Source organism: Dyella acidisoli (assembly GCF_030160295.1).
Taxonomy (GTDB): domain Bacteria; phylum Pseudomonadota; class Gammaproteobacteria; order Xanthomonadales; family Rhodanobacteraceae; genus Dyella_B; species Dyella_B acidisoli.
The window spans coordinates 360,256-374,802 of the sequence record NZ_BSOB01000010.1; the positions used below are offsets into that span (position 1 = coordinate 360,256).

Here is a 14,547-nt window from a genome sequence, read left to right on the forward strand (position 1 = left end):
TGTCGCGCGTAACAACACATCACCATAGACGCATTCCTTTTAGGGGAGGCGTCCATGAGCAACGCAACCGACGGCTGGATGGCTCGCGCTGCTTTACGCAGTGCCGCATGGGCAGAACGCTGGTTTCCTGATGCGTGGGTTTTCGCGGCACTGGGCGTGATCGTGGTCGCCGCCGCCGTATTGTCCTTCGGCACAACGCCCGCCGTGACCGTCAATGCATTCGGCGACGGTTTCTGGAGCTTGATCCCCTTCACTATGCAGATGGCCTTCGTGGTGATCGGTGGCTACGTGGTGGCTACTGCACCGATCGTGGCGCGTTTGATCGATTTTCTCGCTCGCACACCACGCACCGGGCGAACTGCGATCTGCTTCGTCGGCCTGATCAGCATGCTCGCGTCACTGTTGTCATGGGGCTTTTCGCTGGTGTTCGGCGGCTTGCTAGTGCGCGCGCTGGCGCGGCGCGAAGAACTGCGCATGGATTACCGCGCAGCAGGTGCTGCGGCGTATCTCGGCCTGGGTGCAGTGTGGGCGATGGGTTTGTCTTCATCGGCTGCGCAGTTGCAGGCCAATCCCAAGAGCATGCCGCCGGGGCTGTTGGCGATCACCGGCGTACTGCCTTTCAGCCAGACGATTTTTCTGTGGCAGTCGATCGCGCTGACGGCGATGCTGATTCTGGTTTCGCTGGTGATCTGCTGGTTCACCGCGCCGTCGGATGCGCATGCGCGTACCGCACAGGATTTCGATGCGGTTGAGACCTCCACACCCGCCTTGCCACCACGCAGCCGCCCTGGTGAATGGCTGGAATACAGTCCGCTGTTGTCCATACTGATCGGCGTACTTGGGCTCGGTTGGCTGGGATACGAATTCGCCAGCAAGCCCGCTGTAACCGCCATCGCCAATCTCAACACGTACAACTTCCTGTTCCTTACGCTTGGCCTGTTACTGCACTGGCGGCCGCGCAGTTTCCTCAACGCAGTGACGCGGGCCGTGCCGAGCACCGCGGGCGTGTTGATCCAATTCCCCCTTTATGGCGGTATCGCCGCACTACTGACCCATGCGCAAGGTTTGGACGGCCAAACGCTCGCACATCGTCTGTCCGACCTGTTCGTGCATATCGCCTCCACCAGCAGCTTCCCACTGGTGATGGGCGTGTACTCGTCCGTGCTGGGTTTCTTCGTGCCATCGGGCGGCGGCAAGTGGCTGATCGAAGCACCGTACGTGATGCAGGCCGCCAACGATCTGCACGTGCATCTTGGCTGGGCAGTGCAGGTGTACAACGCAGCCGAAGCGTTGCCGAACCTGATCAACCCGTTCTGGATGCTGCCGCTACTGGGCGTGCTGGGATTGAAGGCACGCGACGTGGTTGGCTTCACCTTCATCCAGCTCGTGGTGCACGTGCCACTGGTGCTTGGGATGCTGTGGCTGTTTGGGCTGACACTGCACTATGTGCCGCCCCTGATGCCATGAAAGTGAGGTTGGGTTACCCCGGACTTGATCCGGGGGTAACCCAACATGTTCCAACGGCATTGTTGGGTTACGCTGCGCTAACCCAACCTACGTCAGCCTGCACTTGCCCGCAACGCGGCGGCGAGAATGCGCACTGCCCCGCGCATTCTTGGTTCGGTAGCACGGTGATGCAGCATCACTTCGGTAAGCGGCAGGCGCGGCAGCCCTAAGCGCTCGCCGACATCAGCCAAGGTGGGCACACATACTCTGTGTGGCAATGGCGCGACGGCGAGTCCGGCCGCTGCTGCGGCCACTACCGCTGGCAAGCCGCCGCCCACGAATACCTCGGTCCATGGCACACCCGCATCGTCCAAAGTCTTCAGTGCTCGTGCGCGAATCATGCAAGGTGCGGCCAGCGAGGCGATGCGCAGCGGTTCCTCACTTGGCCACTCGAAACCCGGCAGGGCGTACCAGTTATACGGTTCAACGAAGAGACTTTCGCCGTCGCCGCGCGGCCCGTCGCGGCAGACGATCGCCACATCCAAATCGCCGCGATCATACGCTGCAAGCAGGCCGTGCGAAGCGCCTACGCGCACTTCCATGCATAGGGACCGATCGTAGGCGCCGAGTTTGGCGAGCAGTGCCGGCAATTCCGTGCCGGCAGCTTGATCGCTGATGCCAATGCGTAGATTGAGGCGGGCAGCAATCCGCCGATGCAGCGCGCGTTCGTGCGCGTCTAGCAGTTCGCGCGCAGCACTGAGAAAGGCCTCGCCTTCGGACAGTAAGCGTACGCGCCGCGGTGTGCGTTCCAGCAAGCGGTGTCCAAGCCGATCTTCCAGTCGCTTCAGTTTCAAGCTGATGGCGGATTGGGTGGTGCCGGTCGCCTCTGCGGCGCGCGTGAAGCTGTTGAAGTCAGCCACCAGCACGAAGGCCTGCACCGCATCCAGGTCCAGCGGCCGGCGTAGATAAGCATTTTCATTTGTCATGACTAAATCTCTCAATCATGAGTTTTTCTTATCTTACGACCGAATTAGCATGAACACCACGCTGGTTTGCCAAAGGAGCAAGGCATGAATACGCATGACGCTGCAGGCGACCCGCGGCGATGGTTGGCCTTGTCTGTTTTGTTGGCGGGTGCTTTTCTGCCGCCGCTGGATTTTTTCATTGTGAACGTGGCGCTGCCTTCGATCCGTGCAGCGCTGCACTCCAGCGCCGCGCAATTGCAGTTCGTGATTTCCGCTTACGCCGCAACCTATGCGGTGTTCCTAATCACCGGCGGCCGGCTGGGCGACCTCTATGGGCGACGACGAATGTTCCTGCTCGGCATCGGCGGGTTCACGCTGGCCTCGTTGCTGTGCGGACTGGCGTGGTCGTCCGAAGCGCTGCTGGCCGGGCGCATGCTGCAGGGCATGACGGCCGCCGCCTTGGCACCGCAAGTGCTGGCATCGATCCGGGTGATGTTTCCACATTCGGAGCAGCCGCGCGCCTTGGGCCTGTATTCCGCCACGTTCGGGGTTGCCGCGACACTCGGGGCCTTGCTCGGCGGCTCGCTCGTATCGAGTCACTTATGGGGCATGGGTTGGCAGCTCATCTTCCTGGTGAATTTGCCGGTGGGCGCGGTTGCGCTTATCGCCGGTTCCATGCTGTTGCGCGAATCACGCGCGGAGCATGCCATGCAGCTGGATCTTGGCGGTGTCGCGTTACTGTCAATCGCCCTGGCCTTCCTGGTGTATCCGCTGGTGGAAGGCCGTGACCAAGGTTGGCCGGCATGGACGTATGCCATGCTGGCGTGCTCGTTCGTCATGTTCGCTGTATTCCTGCGTTTTGAAGCACGTGTAGCGAGACATGGCGGTTCGCCATTGATCGACGTGCGGCTGTTTGGCGAAGGCGATTTTTCGTTAGGGATACTGGCTGCCCTGGGCATCTATCTCACGTCGTCCTTTTTCCTCACATATGCCGTTTATCTGCAAAGCGGCCTGCTGCGCAGCGCACTGCAAGCGGGATTGGCAACCGTGCCGTTCACCGTCGGCTATTTCTGCGGATCAATGTTGGCTTCGCGCTTGATCAATGCACTGGGCCATCGCGCCTTGCCTTTGGCGTGCGCATGCCAGGCATTCGGCTTCGGCATGCTGATCGCAACGGTATTGAACGCACTACCGCATACCGCATTTGTTCCTGGACTTGCCATCGCAGGCTTCGGTTTTGGCGTTGCGATGCCGGCGTTGATCCGCGCGGTGATCAGCGGCGTCGAAACCAGACATGCAGGCTTGGCTTCGGGCATGGTCATCACAGCTTTGCAGATCAGCGCGGCACTAGGTGTCGCGATGATTGGCGGCGTGTTCTACACCGTGTTGCGTGGGCAGACAGGGGCGAAGGCCTATGAGCATGCATTCGCGACAGGCCTGAGCTGCAACGTGGTTGCGCTGGTGGTGGTGGCCTTGCTGTCGATGGGCATGGGACGCGCCAAGCGAAGCCATGCACCTGCGCGCGCCGTCGTAACGATGGATTGAGCGCAGGTTGGGGTTTGCACCCCAACCTGCGTCGTTAGTTCATAGCTCGCGCAGGGCCGTGGTAACGGGCAAACGCGCTGCACGCAAGGCCGGAAACAAACCACCGACGAAGCCGATCGCCAGCGCCCACTTCAGACCTTCCCACAGTAGGCTCGGCGTCACTTTGAAGGTAAACGCAAGTTGCCCGGTGGTGCCTGTCGCCAACGTCGAGGCGGTCCAGCCATTGAAGATCAGCCAGGCGAGCACCCCACCGATCAAGCCACCGATCAGCGCCAGCAACATGGTTTCCAGCATCACTGCCACCACGACGGGCACACCGCGAAAACCAATAGCGCGCAGTGTGGCGATTTCTCGTGCTCGTGCAGCAACAGCGGCAAACATGGTGTTCAGCGCGCCAAAGATGGCGCCGATGGCCATGATCGTGCCCACTGTAATGCCCATCACACGCATGACTTTGCTCATGCCTTCGGACTGCTTGCTGAAGTAATTGAGCGTGGTATCCACGTCCACCTGCAGGCGCGGATCACCGGCCAATGCTGCCTTGAACGTGTCGAAGGCTTTGGCGTCAGTGAGCTTGGCCACCACCGATGTACGACTGCTGCCACGGCGATAGGCTTCGGCAATCACGTCGGCATCGCCCCAGACCTCCGAATCCATCGCGTCACCGGAGGCGAACACGCCAACCACCTTCCAAGTTTGCGCACCGAGCTTCACATCACGGCCAGGCTCAAGACCCGCAAACTGGCGCTGCGCACCCTGGCCTACCACCAGTTCGCGCATGCCGGGCTGGAATTTGCGACCCGCGATGATTTTCAGATTGGGGCGCAAAGCCCATGCGCCATCGCCCGCACCGCGCAGCTGCACACTGCCTTCATCATCCGGTGCACCGCCTTTCACTGGCAAGTTGGCGGCCACCACGATTTCGCCGGAGGTGATGGGTTTTCCCTGCCCGTCGCGCGCAATGCCCGCTGCTTGCTCGATCACCAGGATGCTGTCGCGACTCAGTACGGAACTCACTTCGGTGGCCGAGCCGCCGCGCAGCACCATGACGGTATCGTCGCTGCCTGTCTTGCGTAAGGTTTCGCTATAACCCTCGCCCATCGCGAGCAATGCGACCAACACGCCGACCACGCCGGCAATACCGACGATAACCACCGAAGATGAACCCAGACGCTGTTTGAGCGTGCTGACACCTACGCTGGTCACCGAAGCAGCTTGTTTTCCGCGACGGGAGAGCACCAGCCATCCTGCGAACAGCACAACCAATGCCACTATCACGTACCACGGCACCAACGCCCAAACCACGATGGCGACGATCAGTGCCAGCAGTACGCCAAGATTGAAGAGAAATCTCATGTCTGTGCTCCTTTAGCGGCCGGCCAGCGCATCGACAATGTTCAAGCGCATTGCGCGCCATGCAGGTATCGCACCCACCACTATGCCGATCGCCAACATCAGGACAACACCCAACAGCCAGCTGTTCGTTCCTACCGTGGGCAGATTGAGCATGCCGCCACTGCTTGCGCTGACGCCCGGGATCAACATGGCTGCCAACGCAATGCCGATCACGCCGCCCAACAGCACGAGCAGGACTGATTCGGCCAGCACCATCGCCAGCACGCTGTGATCGGAAAAGCCCAGCGTCTTCAGCACTGCCAGTTCCGAGGTACGCTCACGTACCGCCTGCATCATCGTGTTGCCGGTAAGCAGCAACAGCGTGAAGAACACGGCGCCCATGATCGATCCGACAATCAAGCCGATATCGGCCAGTTGCTTCATCCACGATGCGGTGGCTGCAGCTTCCGTCTGCGTGCGCGTTTCATGGTCCGAGTTGGCCGACAACGCATCGATCGCCTTGGCCACTTGATCGGCCTGATTTACATCAGCCACGCTTACAACGTACCAGCCCACCTGACCATTGTTGTAACCCTTCTGTACTGCGTCGTCGAAATACTTCCAGTGCATCAGGATGATCTGGCTGTAAAAGCCAGCACTCGCTTCCTTGGGATGCAGGACGCCGACGATGTTGAAGGTCCAGTTCTTGCTGCCGTTCTGCTGTGGGAAGATATTCGACTGCAGCGGAATCTGATCGCCCACTTTCCAGTGGTATTTCTCCATCAGCTTGTCACCCACCAGAATGCCGGTGCGCGTTTGCATGAAGGTTTTGCGTTCGTCGTCGCTCACTGCTACTTCGGGATATTGATCGGTGTAATTGTCGCTGACTGCAAAGGTGAACACCTGGTTGTGCGGGTCCTGATACGCACCGCCGAACCAATTGGAGTAAGCCACCGATTTCACGCCGGGCACGGTGGCGATTTTTTCCCCCAGGCCTTGCGGTAACGGCTGGATAAACGACAGCTTGGCGCCGGTCTGGAGGCGGTGGGCGCCGTTGGCGCTCTTGCCCGCCTGATCGAACGACGTGCGCACCGCATCGAGCATACCGAACAGCAGAAATGCCGCCGCGATCGATACCAGCGTGAGGATCGTACGGGTCTTGCGCCGGAACAGCGCTGCCCAGATCAGATGAAAGTATTTCATCACACCCTCCTCAGGCCGTGACCTGCTCGACCAGCGTGCCCTTGTCGAGATGCAACGTGTGGTCTGCGTACTCGGCCGCCTTCGGATCATGCGTGACCATCACAATGGTCTTGCCGTGTTCGCGATTGAGCTGACGCAGCAAACCGAGCACTTCTTCTGCGGAATGACGATCCAGGTCGCCAGTCGGCTCGTCGCATACCAGCAGGCCAGGGTCGGAAACGATCGCGCGCGCAATCGCCACGCGCTGCTGTTGACCGCCGGAGAGCTCGCTGGGTTTGTGCGATGCGCGATCCGCCAAGCCCACCAACTGCAGCGCAATGGCTGCGTTCTTGCGCCGCTGTCCTGCCGACAGCTTGGTCAACAGCAGCGGCAGTTCCACGTTCTTCTGCGCGCTCAGCATCGGCATCAGGTTGTAGAACTGGAACACGAAGCCGACGTTCGAGGCACGCCAACGTGCCAGCGCACCGGCGCCGAACTTGTCGATGCGTTGTCCGCCCACGCTGATGCTGCCACCGGTCGGCGTGTCCAGGCCACCGACCAGGTTCAGCAAGGTGGTCTTGCCCGAACCGGACGGACCCATCAATGCCAGGAAGTCACCCTCGGCAATATTGAGGTTGATGTGATGCAACACCTCGACTTTCTGTCTGCCGCGTTCATAAACCTTGGAAAGATCGCGGATCTCGATCAACGTACCCATAGCTACATCCTCCCGAGTGGAACTTGTGTGGCCGCGCGCGCCATGCGCGTGCCGTGGGTTGTATTTCCTCTCCTCCTGCTTGCAGGAGAGGAAGCATCACTCTTTAATGCGTTTGCACGCTTACATTCGAGCCGTCACGCAAATCGTCCGGCGGCGACACCACCACGCTATCGCCGGCATTCACCGAAGCCGGAACCAGTCGCATATCGCCGAAGGCTTGCGTAGCAGGCTGCACTGTCTGCCGATGCGCGGTTCCGCTGGTCACGATGAAAACACTATCGCTGCCATCGCGCTTCACGATTGCCTTGGCCGGCACCAGCACACCCTTTGGCGCTTGCTCGGCGACGGCCGGTTTCGCCGCTTCCAGGAACGATACGCGCACACCCATATCGGGCACGATGCGCGCATCTTTCTTTTCCATGGCCACGCGCACTTTCACCGTGGCTTTGCCGCGATCGGCAGCCGGCACAATCGCGATGACGTGTGCGGGAATCCGCCAATCCGGATACGCATCCAGCACAGCTTCGGCCGACATGTTCGGCGTGACGCGGCCGATGTAGGCCTCGTTGACGTCGACATCCACTTCCAACGAATCCATGTCCACGATGGTGCCGATGCCGGTGCGCGTGAAGCCGCCGCCAGCAGAGAACGGCGAAACGACTTCGCCCACCTGCGCATCCTTGGTGGTGATTACGCCATCGAACGGAGCGCGAATGAGGCAGTAGCCGAAATTGACCTGCGCTTCCGTCACCTGCGCATCGGCGGCGGTGGCCTGCCGCTGCTGTGAAACCAATTGCGCGCGCGTGCTGTTTGCCAGCGTGCGGGACTGTTCCGCGGCCTGCTTGGAAATCAGTCCTCGCTCGGCCAGCGATTCATTGCGGGTCGCATCACGCAGATTTTGGGCCAGTTGCGCTTGAAATTGATCCACCAGCGCATGCGCCGCCTTTGCCTGCGCGACGGCCGTATCGAGCGCAGCCTTGTATTGGCTGTCGTCAAGTTTTGCCAGAATCTGGCCCAGCTTCACGCGATCGCCTTCCTCGATCAGCACCTCCGTCAGGGTGCCGGTGATCTGCGCAGAAACAGTGGCCTGGCGACGCGCGGTGACGTAACCCGTCGCCTGTAATACAGCGCCAGCCGAAGGATCGCTGGCAGCCGCAACGGCCTGTGCGGTGTGCACGGGGATGGGGCGATGACCGAACCACCACCAGGCGCCTGCCGCTAACGCGGCAACCAGCACAACGGCTCCAGCGATCCATGGCCATGGCCCAGGCCCGGCGCCATGGTCTTCACGCTGGTGACGTTCGATCCGTAATTCCTTTAGAAGATCGGTATGGCTCACGCTTGATGTCCTGTTGTCCCCGATGCACGCACGATAGTGGCACCGGCCGTGCCTCGCTACGTGCGCTCATCAACCTATGCCAATGACAGCTGTCATGTCTTACGACGTGCGAGGGGTCGAAGAATCGACAAATCCATGTTCCATTGCATTGAACCGCATAGGGTGCGCATTCTCGCTTGCGCATCGCTGACTTAGCGCGTGACCAGCCAGAGACTGCTGCCAAATCCGCGGTGACTGGCGTAGCTATCTGCTTGTCCCGGCGGGCGAACGGAACTGTTAACCTCTTGCCAATGCGCTACGTCATTGATCCGCCAGCCCTGCCCAGCCTCCCTGTCATCGGCCGCGAGGAACGCTTCCCTATCCGTCGCATATTCTGCATCGGCCGCAACTACGCCGAACATGCGCGTGAAATGGGGGCCACTGTAGACGCCTCCGCGCCCATGTTCTTCTGTAAACCTGCTGATGCCGTGGTCGCGGATGGTGGAGACGTGCCTTATCCATCGGCCACTTCCGACCTGCATCACGAGGTGGAGATGGTGGTGGCGCTGAAGGCTGGCGGCCGTGATCTGGATGCCACGCAGGCCGCACAAGCGATTTTCGGTTATGGCGTGGGACTCGATCTGACCCGCCGCGACCTGCAGGCCATCGCCAAGGCCAAAAGCCATCCATGGGACGTGGCCAAGGCGTTCGACCATTCTGCACCCGTTTCGGCCTTGCGCGCTGCAAGTGACGCTTCGCCCCAGGCCGATACACGTATCAGCCTGGAGGTGAATGGCAGCATGCGTCAGCAAGGGCGGCTCGGCGACATGGTGCACGACGTGGCGGACATCATCGTTGCATTGTCACGGTTGTTCGAACTGAAGCCCGGCGATCTCATTTTTACCGGTACGCCCGCAGGCGTGGCGGCACTGCGGCGTGGTGATGTGTTCCGCGCAGAACTGGAAAACATTGCCGTATTGGAAGGGCGGATCGTGTAAGCACCGACCGTCTCTTACGTTAAAGTTCACGACGCTATCCGGCGTACACACTTAAGGAGACGACAATGGGCGTGCTGCAAGAATTCAAAGAATTTGCCGTGCGCGGCAACGTGGTCGACATGGCGGTTGGTGTCGTCATTGGCGGCGCCTTCGGCAAGATCGTCACCTCACTGGTGACCGACGTGATCATGCCGCCGATCGGCTGGATCACCGGCGGCATCGATTTTTCGGATATGAAGTGGGTGATCAAGCCCGCCGACAACAGCAACCCTGCGCACAAGATTCCCGAAGTGGCGCTTGCCTATGGCAGCTTCATCAACAACATCATCGCCTTCGTGATCGTGGCGTTCGCCATCTTCATGCTGGTGAAGATCATCAACAAGTTCTACACCAAGGCTGCCGCGGCTACACCACCGGAAGTGGCACTGCTGACGGAAATTCGCGATTTGCTGAAAAACAAGCAGTAAACGCGTTCGTTTACCTGGTGAGTGTCGAGTCTCAGCTACACCTTTCATCTTCATATTCGTCGCCCCGGCGAAGGCCGGGGTCCAGTGTCTTTCGGCCTTAAAGTCGCTGGGCCCCCAGCCTTCGCCGGGGCGACGGGAATTTTGCTGAGACACAACACTCATCAGATTCGTCTATCGCAGGCATGACTTTCGGCCTAAGCACTGTCTGATGCGAGCCCCATAATTCGGTGCTTGCCACCAGGAGTCGCCATGTACCGCCCCTCCCTCACCCTGCTCGCCGCCAGCTTGATGCTGGCTACTGGATTTGCCTGCGCCAAGGATGCGCCCACCACCATCCCCGCATCCGCCGTGCAGACGGCCGAACAACTGCGCGACAAGGCCCTGCATGACGACACCGCCTACAAGGTGGTGGAAGGCCTCACCACCGAAATCGGCGCACGCCTTGCCGGCGGCGTGAACGATGAGCGTGGCCGCGATTGGATGATCGCGAAGTTCAAGGCACTGGGCTTCGACAAGGTCTACACCGAACAGGTGACGTATCCGCTGTGGGTGCGCCGCAGCGAGCACGGCGCCATCGTCGCGCCCTTTCCGCAGCCGCTGACGCTGATCGCGCTGGGTTATTCGCCCGCCACGCCCAAGGGTGGCCTTACGGCTGAAGTGGTGCAGTTCGCGAGCCTGGATGCATTGAAGGCTGCCGATCCTGCCAGCGTGAAGGGCAAGATCGTCTATATCGGCGAGCGCATGCAGCGGCACAAGGATGGTCTCGACTATGGCCGCATCGGCTCGCCGATCCGCGTGCAAGGCCCAGTGCTCGCGCAGGCGAAAGGTGCCGCGGGCTATTTGTTGCGTTCCGCCGGCACGGATGCGCAGAGCCGCACCCCGCATACCGGCGTGACCGGTTTTACCGATCCGACCAAGGCGATTCCCGCCGCCGCGCTGTCGAATCCCGACGCCGACCAGCTCGAACGCGTGCTGGCTAGCGGCAAGCCTGTTACCGTGAAGCTCGATCTGGACTGTGGCATCGAAGGCCAGTACACCGGCGCGAATGTGATCGGCGAGATTACCGGCAGCAAGTATCCGGACCAGGTGATCGCTATCGGCGGCCATCTCGATTCCTGGGATCCAGGTACCGGCGCTATCGATGACGGCGCTGGCGTGGCGATCGCCGTGGGTGCTGCCAAGGTGATTCACGATCTGCCGCAACGCCCGGACCGCACCATCCGCGTGATCGCTTTCGCGAACGAGGAGATGGGCTTGTGGGGCGGTCGCGCTTACGCCGAAAAGCATGCGGCGGAAGTGGGCAAATTCCAGCTTGGCACCGAATCGGATTTCGGCGCCGGCCCGATATGGCAGATGACCGCTAGCGTGAAGCCGGAAGCGCGCGGCGCTATCGCGCAAATCGCCAAGGTGCTGGCACCGATCGGCGTGAGCTATGACACCAAGAAGCCGGGCGGCGGCGGTTCCGACCTGTCACAAATGCACGGCAAGGGCATGGCCGCGCTCACCCTCATGCAGGACGGCACCTACTACTTCGATTGGCACCACACCGCCAACGATACGTTGGACAAGATCGATCCGAAGCAGCTGGCGCAGAACGTGGCGGTGTATGCCGTGTTCTCCTACATGGCTGCACAGGCGGACGGCGATTTCGGTTCTGCGCCAAATGCCTTTGCGCATGATGGGGCGGACGACTGATCACTCTGCCATTTATCGCCCTCTCCCTCCTGGGAGGGGGCGAGGCTAAGGGCTCTTAGCCCTTCAGCCCCCGATCGAGTCAGGAGCGGATTCCTCTCCCCGAAGGGTGGAAGGAACCACGACATCTTCATCCTGGGCCACCGGCGTTTCAGTGGCATCAAGCGCTTGCAGGTTTTCCTTCAGGCGCGTCAGCACATCCATCGCCTGCGTCATTTCCTCGTAGGTGATGCCTTCTGTGCACTCCCTGCGTAGGTCGCGGGCGATGCGCTCCATGTCGTCGATCACCCCGCTCGCCTGCGCAGTGGTGTAGAGGCGCCAAGCCCGGCGATCCTTGGGATCGGGCCGCCGCTCCACGAAGCCCGCGGCTTGCAGTCGGTCGATGACGCGACCGACTGCGATCGGCTCCATTTCCAGGAATTCGGCCAGCTCCGTCTGGCGCAGGCCTTCGCGGTGATAGAGCATTTTGGTGGCGCGCCACTGGGCTCGCGTCAAACCAAATTTCACCGCACGCCGGTCAAAATGCTTGCGAAACAGCAAAGTAATGTCGTTCAGCAAGTACCCAAAGGAAATGTCTTCCGTCTTTGGCATGATGCAATCGCCCGGTGTCGCGTTGCTCAAGCATAAGCCCAAAATATGCCCATTAGTGTTGTCACTTCCGACCTCACCCGGTTAGCTCTGGACGCCATCGTGAACGCGGCCAACCCTGCCTTGCTGGGCGGCGGTGGCGTGGATGGGGCCATCCATCGCGCGGCCGGTCCTGGCTTGCTGGAAGCTTGCAGAGCCTTGCCACAAGTAGCGCCCGGGGTGCGCTGTCCCACGGGCGAAGCACGCATCACGCCAGGCTTTGCGCTGCGGGCGCGCTATGTGATTCATACGGTAGGTCCCATATGGAAAGACGGTCGGCAGGGTGAACCTGAGCTGCTGGCGGGCTGCTACCGCTCGTGCATCGCGCTGGCGACCGAGCACGCGATTCGAAGTATCGCCTTTCCGGCCATCAGCTGCGGCGTTTACGGCTATCCACCCGAACAGGCATCACGTGTGGCCGTTGCGACACTGAAAGGTTTGCTGACTGCGCATGAAGCGATGGATGTACAGCTTTGCTGCTACGACGAACGCATGGCGTCGATCTGGCAGGAAGCGCTCAATCGAGTTTGAACGGATACAACGGCGGCAACGGGGAATCCACTTCCGATGTGTTTTCCTGGCGCCACACGAATCCTTTGGCAAATGCTGCAGCGACATTGATACGCTGCTCCGCGTTAACGCCCGCATATTGCTCGCGCTGCAGCTGTTCGATCGCTGCACGCTGCTCTTCGGAAGCCAGCGCCTCGGCCACTTGTCCAAGGTTCCGCAATCCGGGCCGTTCAACACGCGCCCAAGCGAGCAGACGGCGCGGCTGGGCCGGCCGATCATTGCTGTGCACTGCATCTAGAAATGCCTGACGCAGGGCTCGCGCCGAATCGCCAGATTCGCTGTGGCTCGTGGTGGCATGAGATGCACGTGACCGTTTGCTTCGGTAGAACCACCCGAAAGCCACCATGCTGATCAACCACAAAGCGATGCTGCCCAGGGCAATCCAACGCCAAGGTGTCGATGATGTTGCGTTGGATGCAGGCACCACGGACGTAGATGGAGCAACACTGCTCGCAGCCAATGGTGCAGGAGCCGCAACAGGTTGCGGCGCCGACGAAGCCACAGCAGGTGTTCCGCTGGCAGCCACTACAGTGAACGTATGCGCTGGAATCGTAGCGACACGCTTCTGTCCATTCTGCACATCAAACCAAGTGAGCGTGATTTCGGGAATGGTCAGCGCACCGGCATGCTGCGGAAAGATCGCAAAACTGCGCTCACGCCGCCCGGTCAACCATTCGCCATCGTCACGCGTGGTCGTGTTGGGCTGATCTGGATAAATCGTTGCGCCATCGATGGCGGGCAGGCTCAACTCTGGCAATGCATCACCCGGCAAGCCTTGCGCTTCCACGCGCATACGCAGATTCAGCGGCTGTCCCGCGGTGATTTTGTCGTCGCTCGGCAGACCTTCCAGGCTCAGCGTCAGCGAGCGCGCAGGCAACCAAGCCGTCTTGCTCCAGTCCGCGGGCGGTGCTTGTACGTCGAGGTTTACTTCCGGCGAATCGGCGGTCACCGGCGTGGAATTACCGAACAAGCCGCCCGGATTGAAAAAGCCGCCAGGGTCGTTCGGATTGCCGGGGTCGACCGCTTCGCCCTGGAACTCGATGGAAGGAATGGTCAGAGTGCCAGCGCGTTGCGGCGTTAATGCATAACGCCGCTCGATCACTTGATAGTGACGACCGTTGCGCACTGTCTGGTAATCCGTATCGTTGCCGAGTTTGCGCAGATCGGTACCGTCGGCGTGTGGATCGGCCAGGCTTCCGCTATTGAGATTGACATCGAAAAACAGCCGGACGGTGTAGAGCAACTGCTGCCCGACATAAGCGTGGTTCGAGCTGGTGGACACTTCGACGAACACGTTCTTACCGGCATTCGTGCTGGCCGATGCATCCGGCTGCCCCACGTGCAGGCTCAATGCTTGGGTTTGACTGCCCGCCACCGTCAGCGGCGGAATCTGCAGATCACCCGTGTGCTTGGGACGCAACGCCACACCGATGATCAGCTCCGCTGTCTGCTGCCCGTTGACGATGTTGAGCGAGCTATTGGTGGAGGCGCCGAGCACTTCGAAATCATGATCCAGCGCGCTCAGATCTGGCGTATTCGCATTCATCGTGCCGTCGATGCGTAGATTGAGCGTAACGGTTTCGCCCAGATGTACGTCATTGCGATCCAGTGTTGCTTGCACGCTCGTTGCCATGACGATACATGGCGACAACAGAAGACAGAGCAACAGCAACCAACGCATCAC

13 protein-coding genes are annotated in these 14,547 nt (G+C 60.6%); 6 read left to right on the forward strand and 7 right to left on the reverse strand.

The window, feature by feature from the left end; all coding sequences use genetic code 11:
- Nucleotides 1–78 precede the first annotated feature (78 nt).
- Nucleotides 79–1,467: a short-chain fatty acid transporter gene (locus tag QQJ86_RS06615; protein ID WP_284320465.1), complete on the forward strand. Its 1,389-nt coding sequence runs from the start codon at nucleotides 79–81 to the stop codon at nucleotides 1,465–1,467.
- Between the two features lie 92 nt (nucleotides 1,468–1,559).
- On the opposite strand, the gene QQJ86_RS06620 is transcribed toward QQJ86_RS06615, so the two are convergent.
- Entirely contained in the window at nucleotides 1,560–2,432 is an 873-nt protein-coding gene (locus QQJ86_RS06620) for a LysR family transcriptional regulator (protein WP_284320122.1), read from the reverse strand.
- Between the two features lie 84 nt (nucleotides 2,433–2,516).
- On the opposite strand from QQJ86_RS06620, the gene QQJ86_RS06625 reads away from it, so the two are divergent.
- Nucleotides 2,517–3,956, forward strand: a complete 1,440-nt coding sequence (locus QQJ86_RS06625) for an MFS transporter (RefSeq protein WP_284320123.1) — start codon at nucleotides 2,517–2,519, stop codon at nucleotides 3,954–3,956.
- A gap of 39 nt (nucleotides 3,957–3,995) precedes the next feature.
- Here QQJ86_RS06625 and QQJ86_RS06630 read toward each other — a convergent pair whose 3' ends face one another.
- The 4 genes from QQJ86_RS06630 to QQJ86_RS06645 all read right to left on the reverse strand — a co-directional run bounded on the left by QQJ86_RS06630 (nucleotide 3,996) and on the right by QQJ86_RS06645 (nucleotide 8,530).
- On the reverse strand, nucleotides 3,996–5,312 hold the full coding sequence (locus QQJ86_RS06630) for an ABC transporter permease (RefSeq protein WP_284320124.1): 1,317 nt from the start codon (nucleotides 5,310–5,312) through the stop codon (nucleotides 3,996–3,998).
- Nucleotides 5,313–5,324: 12 nt separating this feature from the next.
- Entirely contained in the window at nucleotides 5,325–6,494 is a 1,170-nt protein-coding gene (locus QQJ86_RS06635) for an ABC transporter permease (protein WP_284320125.1), read from the reverse strand.
- Nucleotides 6,495–6,504: 10 nt separating this feature from the next.
- Nucleotides 6,505–7,191, reverse strand: a complete 687-nt coding sequence (locus QQJ86_RS06640) for an ABC transporter ATP-binding protein (RefSeq protein ID WP_284320126.1) — start codon at nucleotides 7,189–7,191, stop codon at nucleotides 6,505–6,507.
- 103 nt (nucleotides 7,192–7,294) lie between these two features.
- Nucleotides 7,295–8,530 carry an efflux RND transporter periplasmic adaptor subunit gene (locus QQJ86_RS06645; protein WP_284320127.1) on the reverse strand — a complete coding sequence of 412 codons (1,236 nt, stop codon included), beginning with the start codon at nucleotides 8,528–8,530 and terminating at the stop codon, nucleotides 7,295–7,297.
- A 290-nt stretch (nucleotides 8,531–8,820) separates the two neighbouring features.
- On the opposite strand from QQJ86_RS06645, the gene QQJ86_RS06650 reads away from it, so the two are divergent.
- The 3 genes from QQJ86_RS06650 (at nucleotide 8,821) to QQJ86_RS06660 (ending at nucleotide 11,669) form a co-directional block, all read left to right on the forward strand.
- Nucleotides 8,821–9,507, forward strand: a complete 687-nt coding sequence (locus QQJ86_RS06650; protein WP_284320466.1) for a fumarylacetoacetate hydrolase family protein — start codon at nucleotides 8,821–8,823, stop codon at nucleotides 9,505–9,507.
- 65 nt (nucleotides 9,508–9,572) lie between these two features.
- Nucleotides 9,573–9,974, forward strand: coding sequence for a large-conductance mechanosensitive channel protein MscL (mscL, locus tag QQJ86_RS06655; protein WP_284320128.1), 402 nt, complete (start codon nucleotides 9,573–9,575; stop codon nucleotides 9,972–9,974).
- A gap of 249 nt (nucleotides 9,975–10,223) precedes the next feature.
- Nucleotides 10,224–11,669, forward strand: a complete 1,446-nt coding sequence (locus tag QQJ86_RS06660) for a M20/M25/M40 family metallo-hydrolase (RefSeq protein ID WP_284320129.1) — start codon at nucleotides 10,224–10,226, stop codon at nucleotides 11,667–11,669.
- A gap of 63 nt (nucleotides 11,670–11,732) precedes the next feature.
- Here QQJ86_RS06660 and QQJ86_RS06665 read toward each other — a convergent pair whose 3' ends face one another.
- On the reverse strand, nucleotides 11,733–12,257 hold the full coding sequence (locus QQJ86_RS06665; RefSeq protein ID WP_284320130.1) for a MarR family winged helix-turn-helix transcriptional regulator: 525 nt from the start codon (nucleotides 12,255–12,257) through the stop codon (nucleotides 11,733–11,735).
- A 45-nt stretch (nucleotides 12,258–12,302) separates the two neighbouring features.
- On the opposite strand from QQJ86_RS06665, the gene QQJ86_RS06670 reads away from it, so the two are divergent.
- Nucleotides 12,303–12,824, forward strand: a complete 522-nt coding sequence (locus QQJ86_RS06670) for an O-acetyl-ADP-ribose deacetylase (protein ID WP_284320131.1) — start codon at nucleotides 12,303–12,305, stop codon at nucleotides 12,822–12,824.
- Here QQJ86_RS06670 and QQJ86_RS06675 read toward each other — a convergent pair.
- Nucleotides 12,811–14,544: a BatD family protein gene (locus QQJ86_RS06675; protein ID WP_284320132.1), complete on the reverse strand. Its 1,734-nt coding sequence runs from the start codon at nucleotides 14,542–14,544 to the stop codon at nucleotides 12,811–12,813. The two genes, QQJ86_RS06670 and QQJ86_RS06675, sit on opposite strands and share 14 nt — an antisense overlap.
- Nucleotides 14,545–14,547: the final 3 nt, after the last annotated feature.

Excerpts from the sequence above, each read along its gene's own strand:
- QQJ86_RS06615 (WP_284320465.1), top strand. The coding sequence starts at position 79 with ATGGCTCGCGCTGCTTTACGCAGTGCCGCATGGGCAGAACGCTGGTTT.
- QQJ86_RS06620 (WP_284320122.1), bottom strand. The coding sequence starts at position 2,432 with ATGACAAATGAAAATGCTTATCTACGCCGGCCGCTGGACCTGGATGCG.
- QQJ86_RS06625 (WP_284320123.1), top strand. The coding sequence starts at position 2,517 with ATGAATACGCATGACGCTGCAGGCGACCCGCGGCGATGGTTGGCCTTG.
- QQJ86_RS06630 (WP_284320124.1), bottom strand. The coding sequence starts at position 5,312 with ATGAGATTTCTCTTCAATCTTGGCGTACTGCTGGCACTGATCGTCGCC.
- QQJ86_RS06635 (WP_284320125.1), bottom strand. The coding sequence starts at position 6,494 with ATGAAATACTTTCATCTGATCTGGGCAGCGCTGTTCCGGCGCAAGACC.
- QQJ86_RS06640 (WP_284320126.1), bottom strand. The coding sequence starts at position 7,191 with ATGGGTACGTTGATCGAGATCCGCGATCTTTCCAAGGTTTATGAACGC.
- QQJ86_RS06650 (WP_284320466.1), top strand. The coding sequence starts at position 8,821 with ATGCGCTACGTCATTGATCCGCCAGCCCTGCCCAGCCTCCCTGTCATC.
- mscL (WP_284320128.1), top strand. The coding sequence starts at position 9,573 with ATGGGCGTGCTGCAAGAATTCAAAGAATTTGCCGTGCGCGGCAACGTG.
- QQJ86_RS06660 (WP_284320129.1), top strand. The coding sequence starts at position 10,224 with ATGTACCGCCCCTCCCTCACCCTGCTCGCCGCCAGCTTGATGCTGGCT.
- QQJ86_RS06665 (WP_284320130.1), bottom strand. The coding sequence starts at position 12,257 with ATGCCAAAGACGGAAGACATTTCCTTTGGGTACTTGCTGAACGACATT.
- QQJ86_RS06670 (WP_284320131.1), top strand. The coding sequence starts at position 12,303 with ATGCCCATTAGTGTTGTCACTTCCGACCTCACCCGGTTAGCTCTGGAC.
- QQJ86_RS06675 (WP_284320132.1), bottom strand. The coding sequence starts at position 14,544 with ATGCGTTGGTTGCTGTTGCTCTGTCTTCTGTTGTCGCCATGTATCGTC.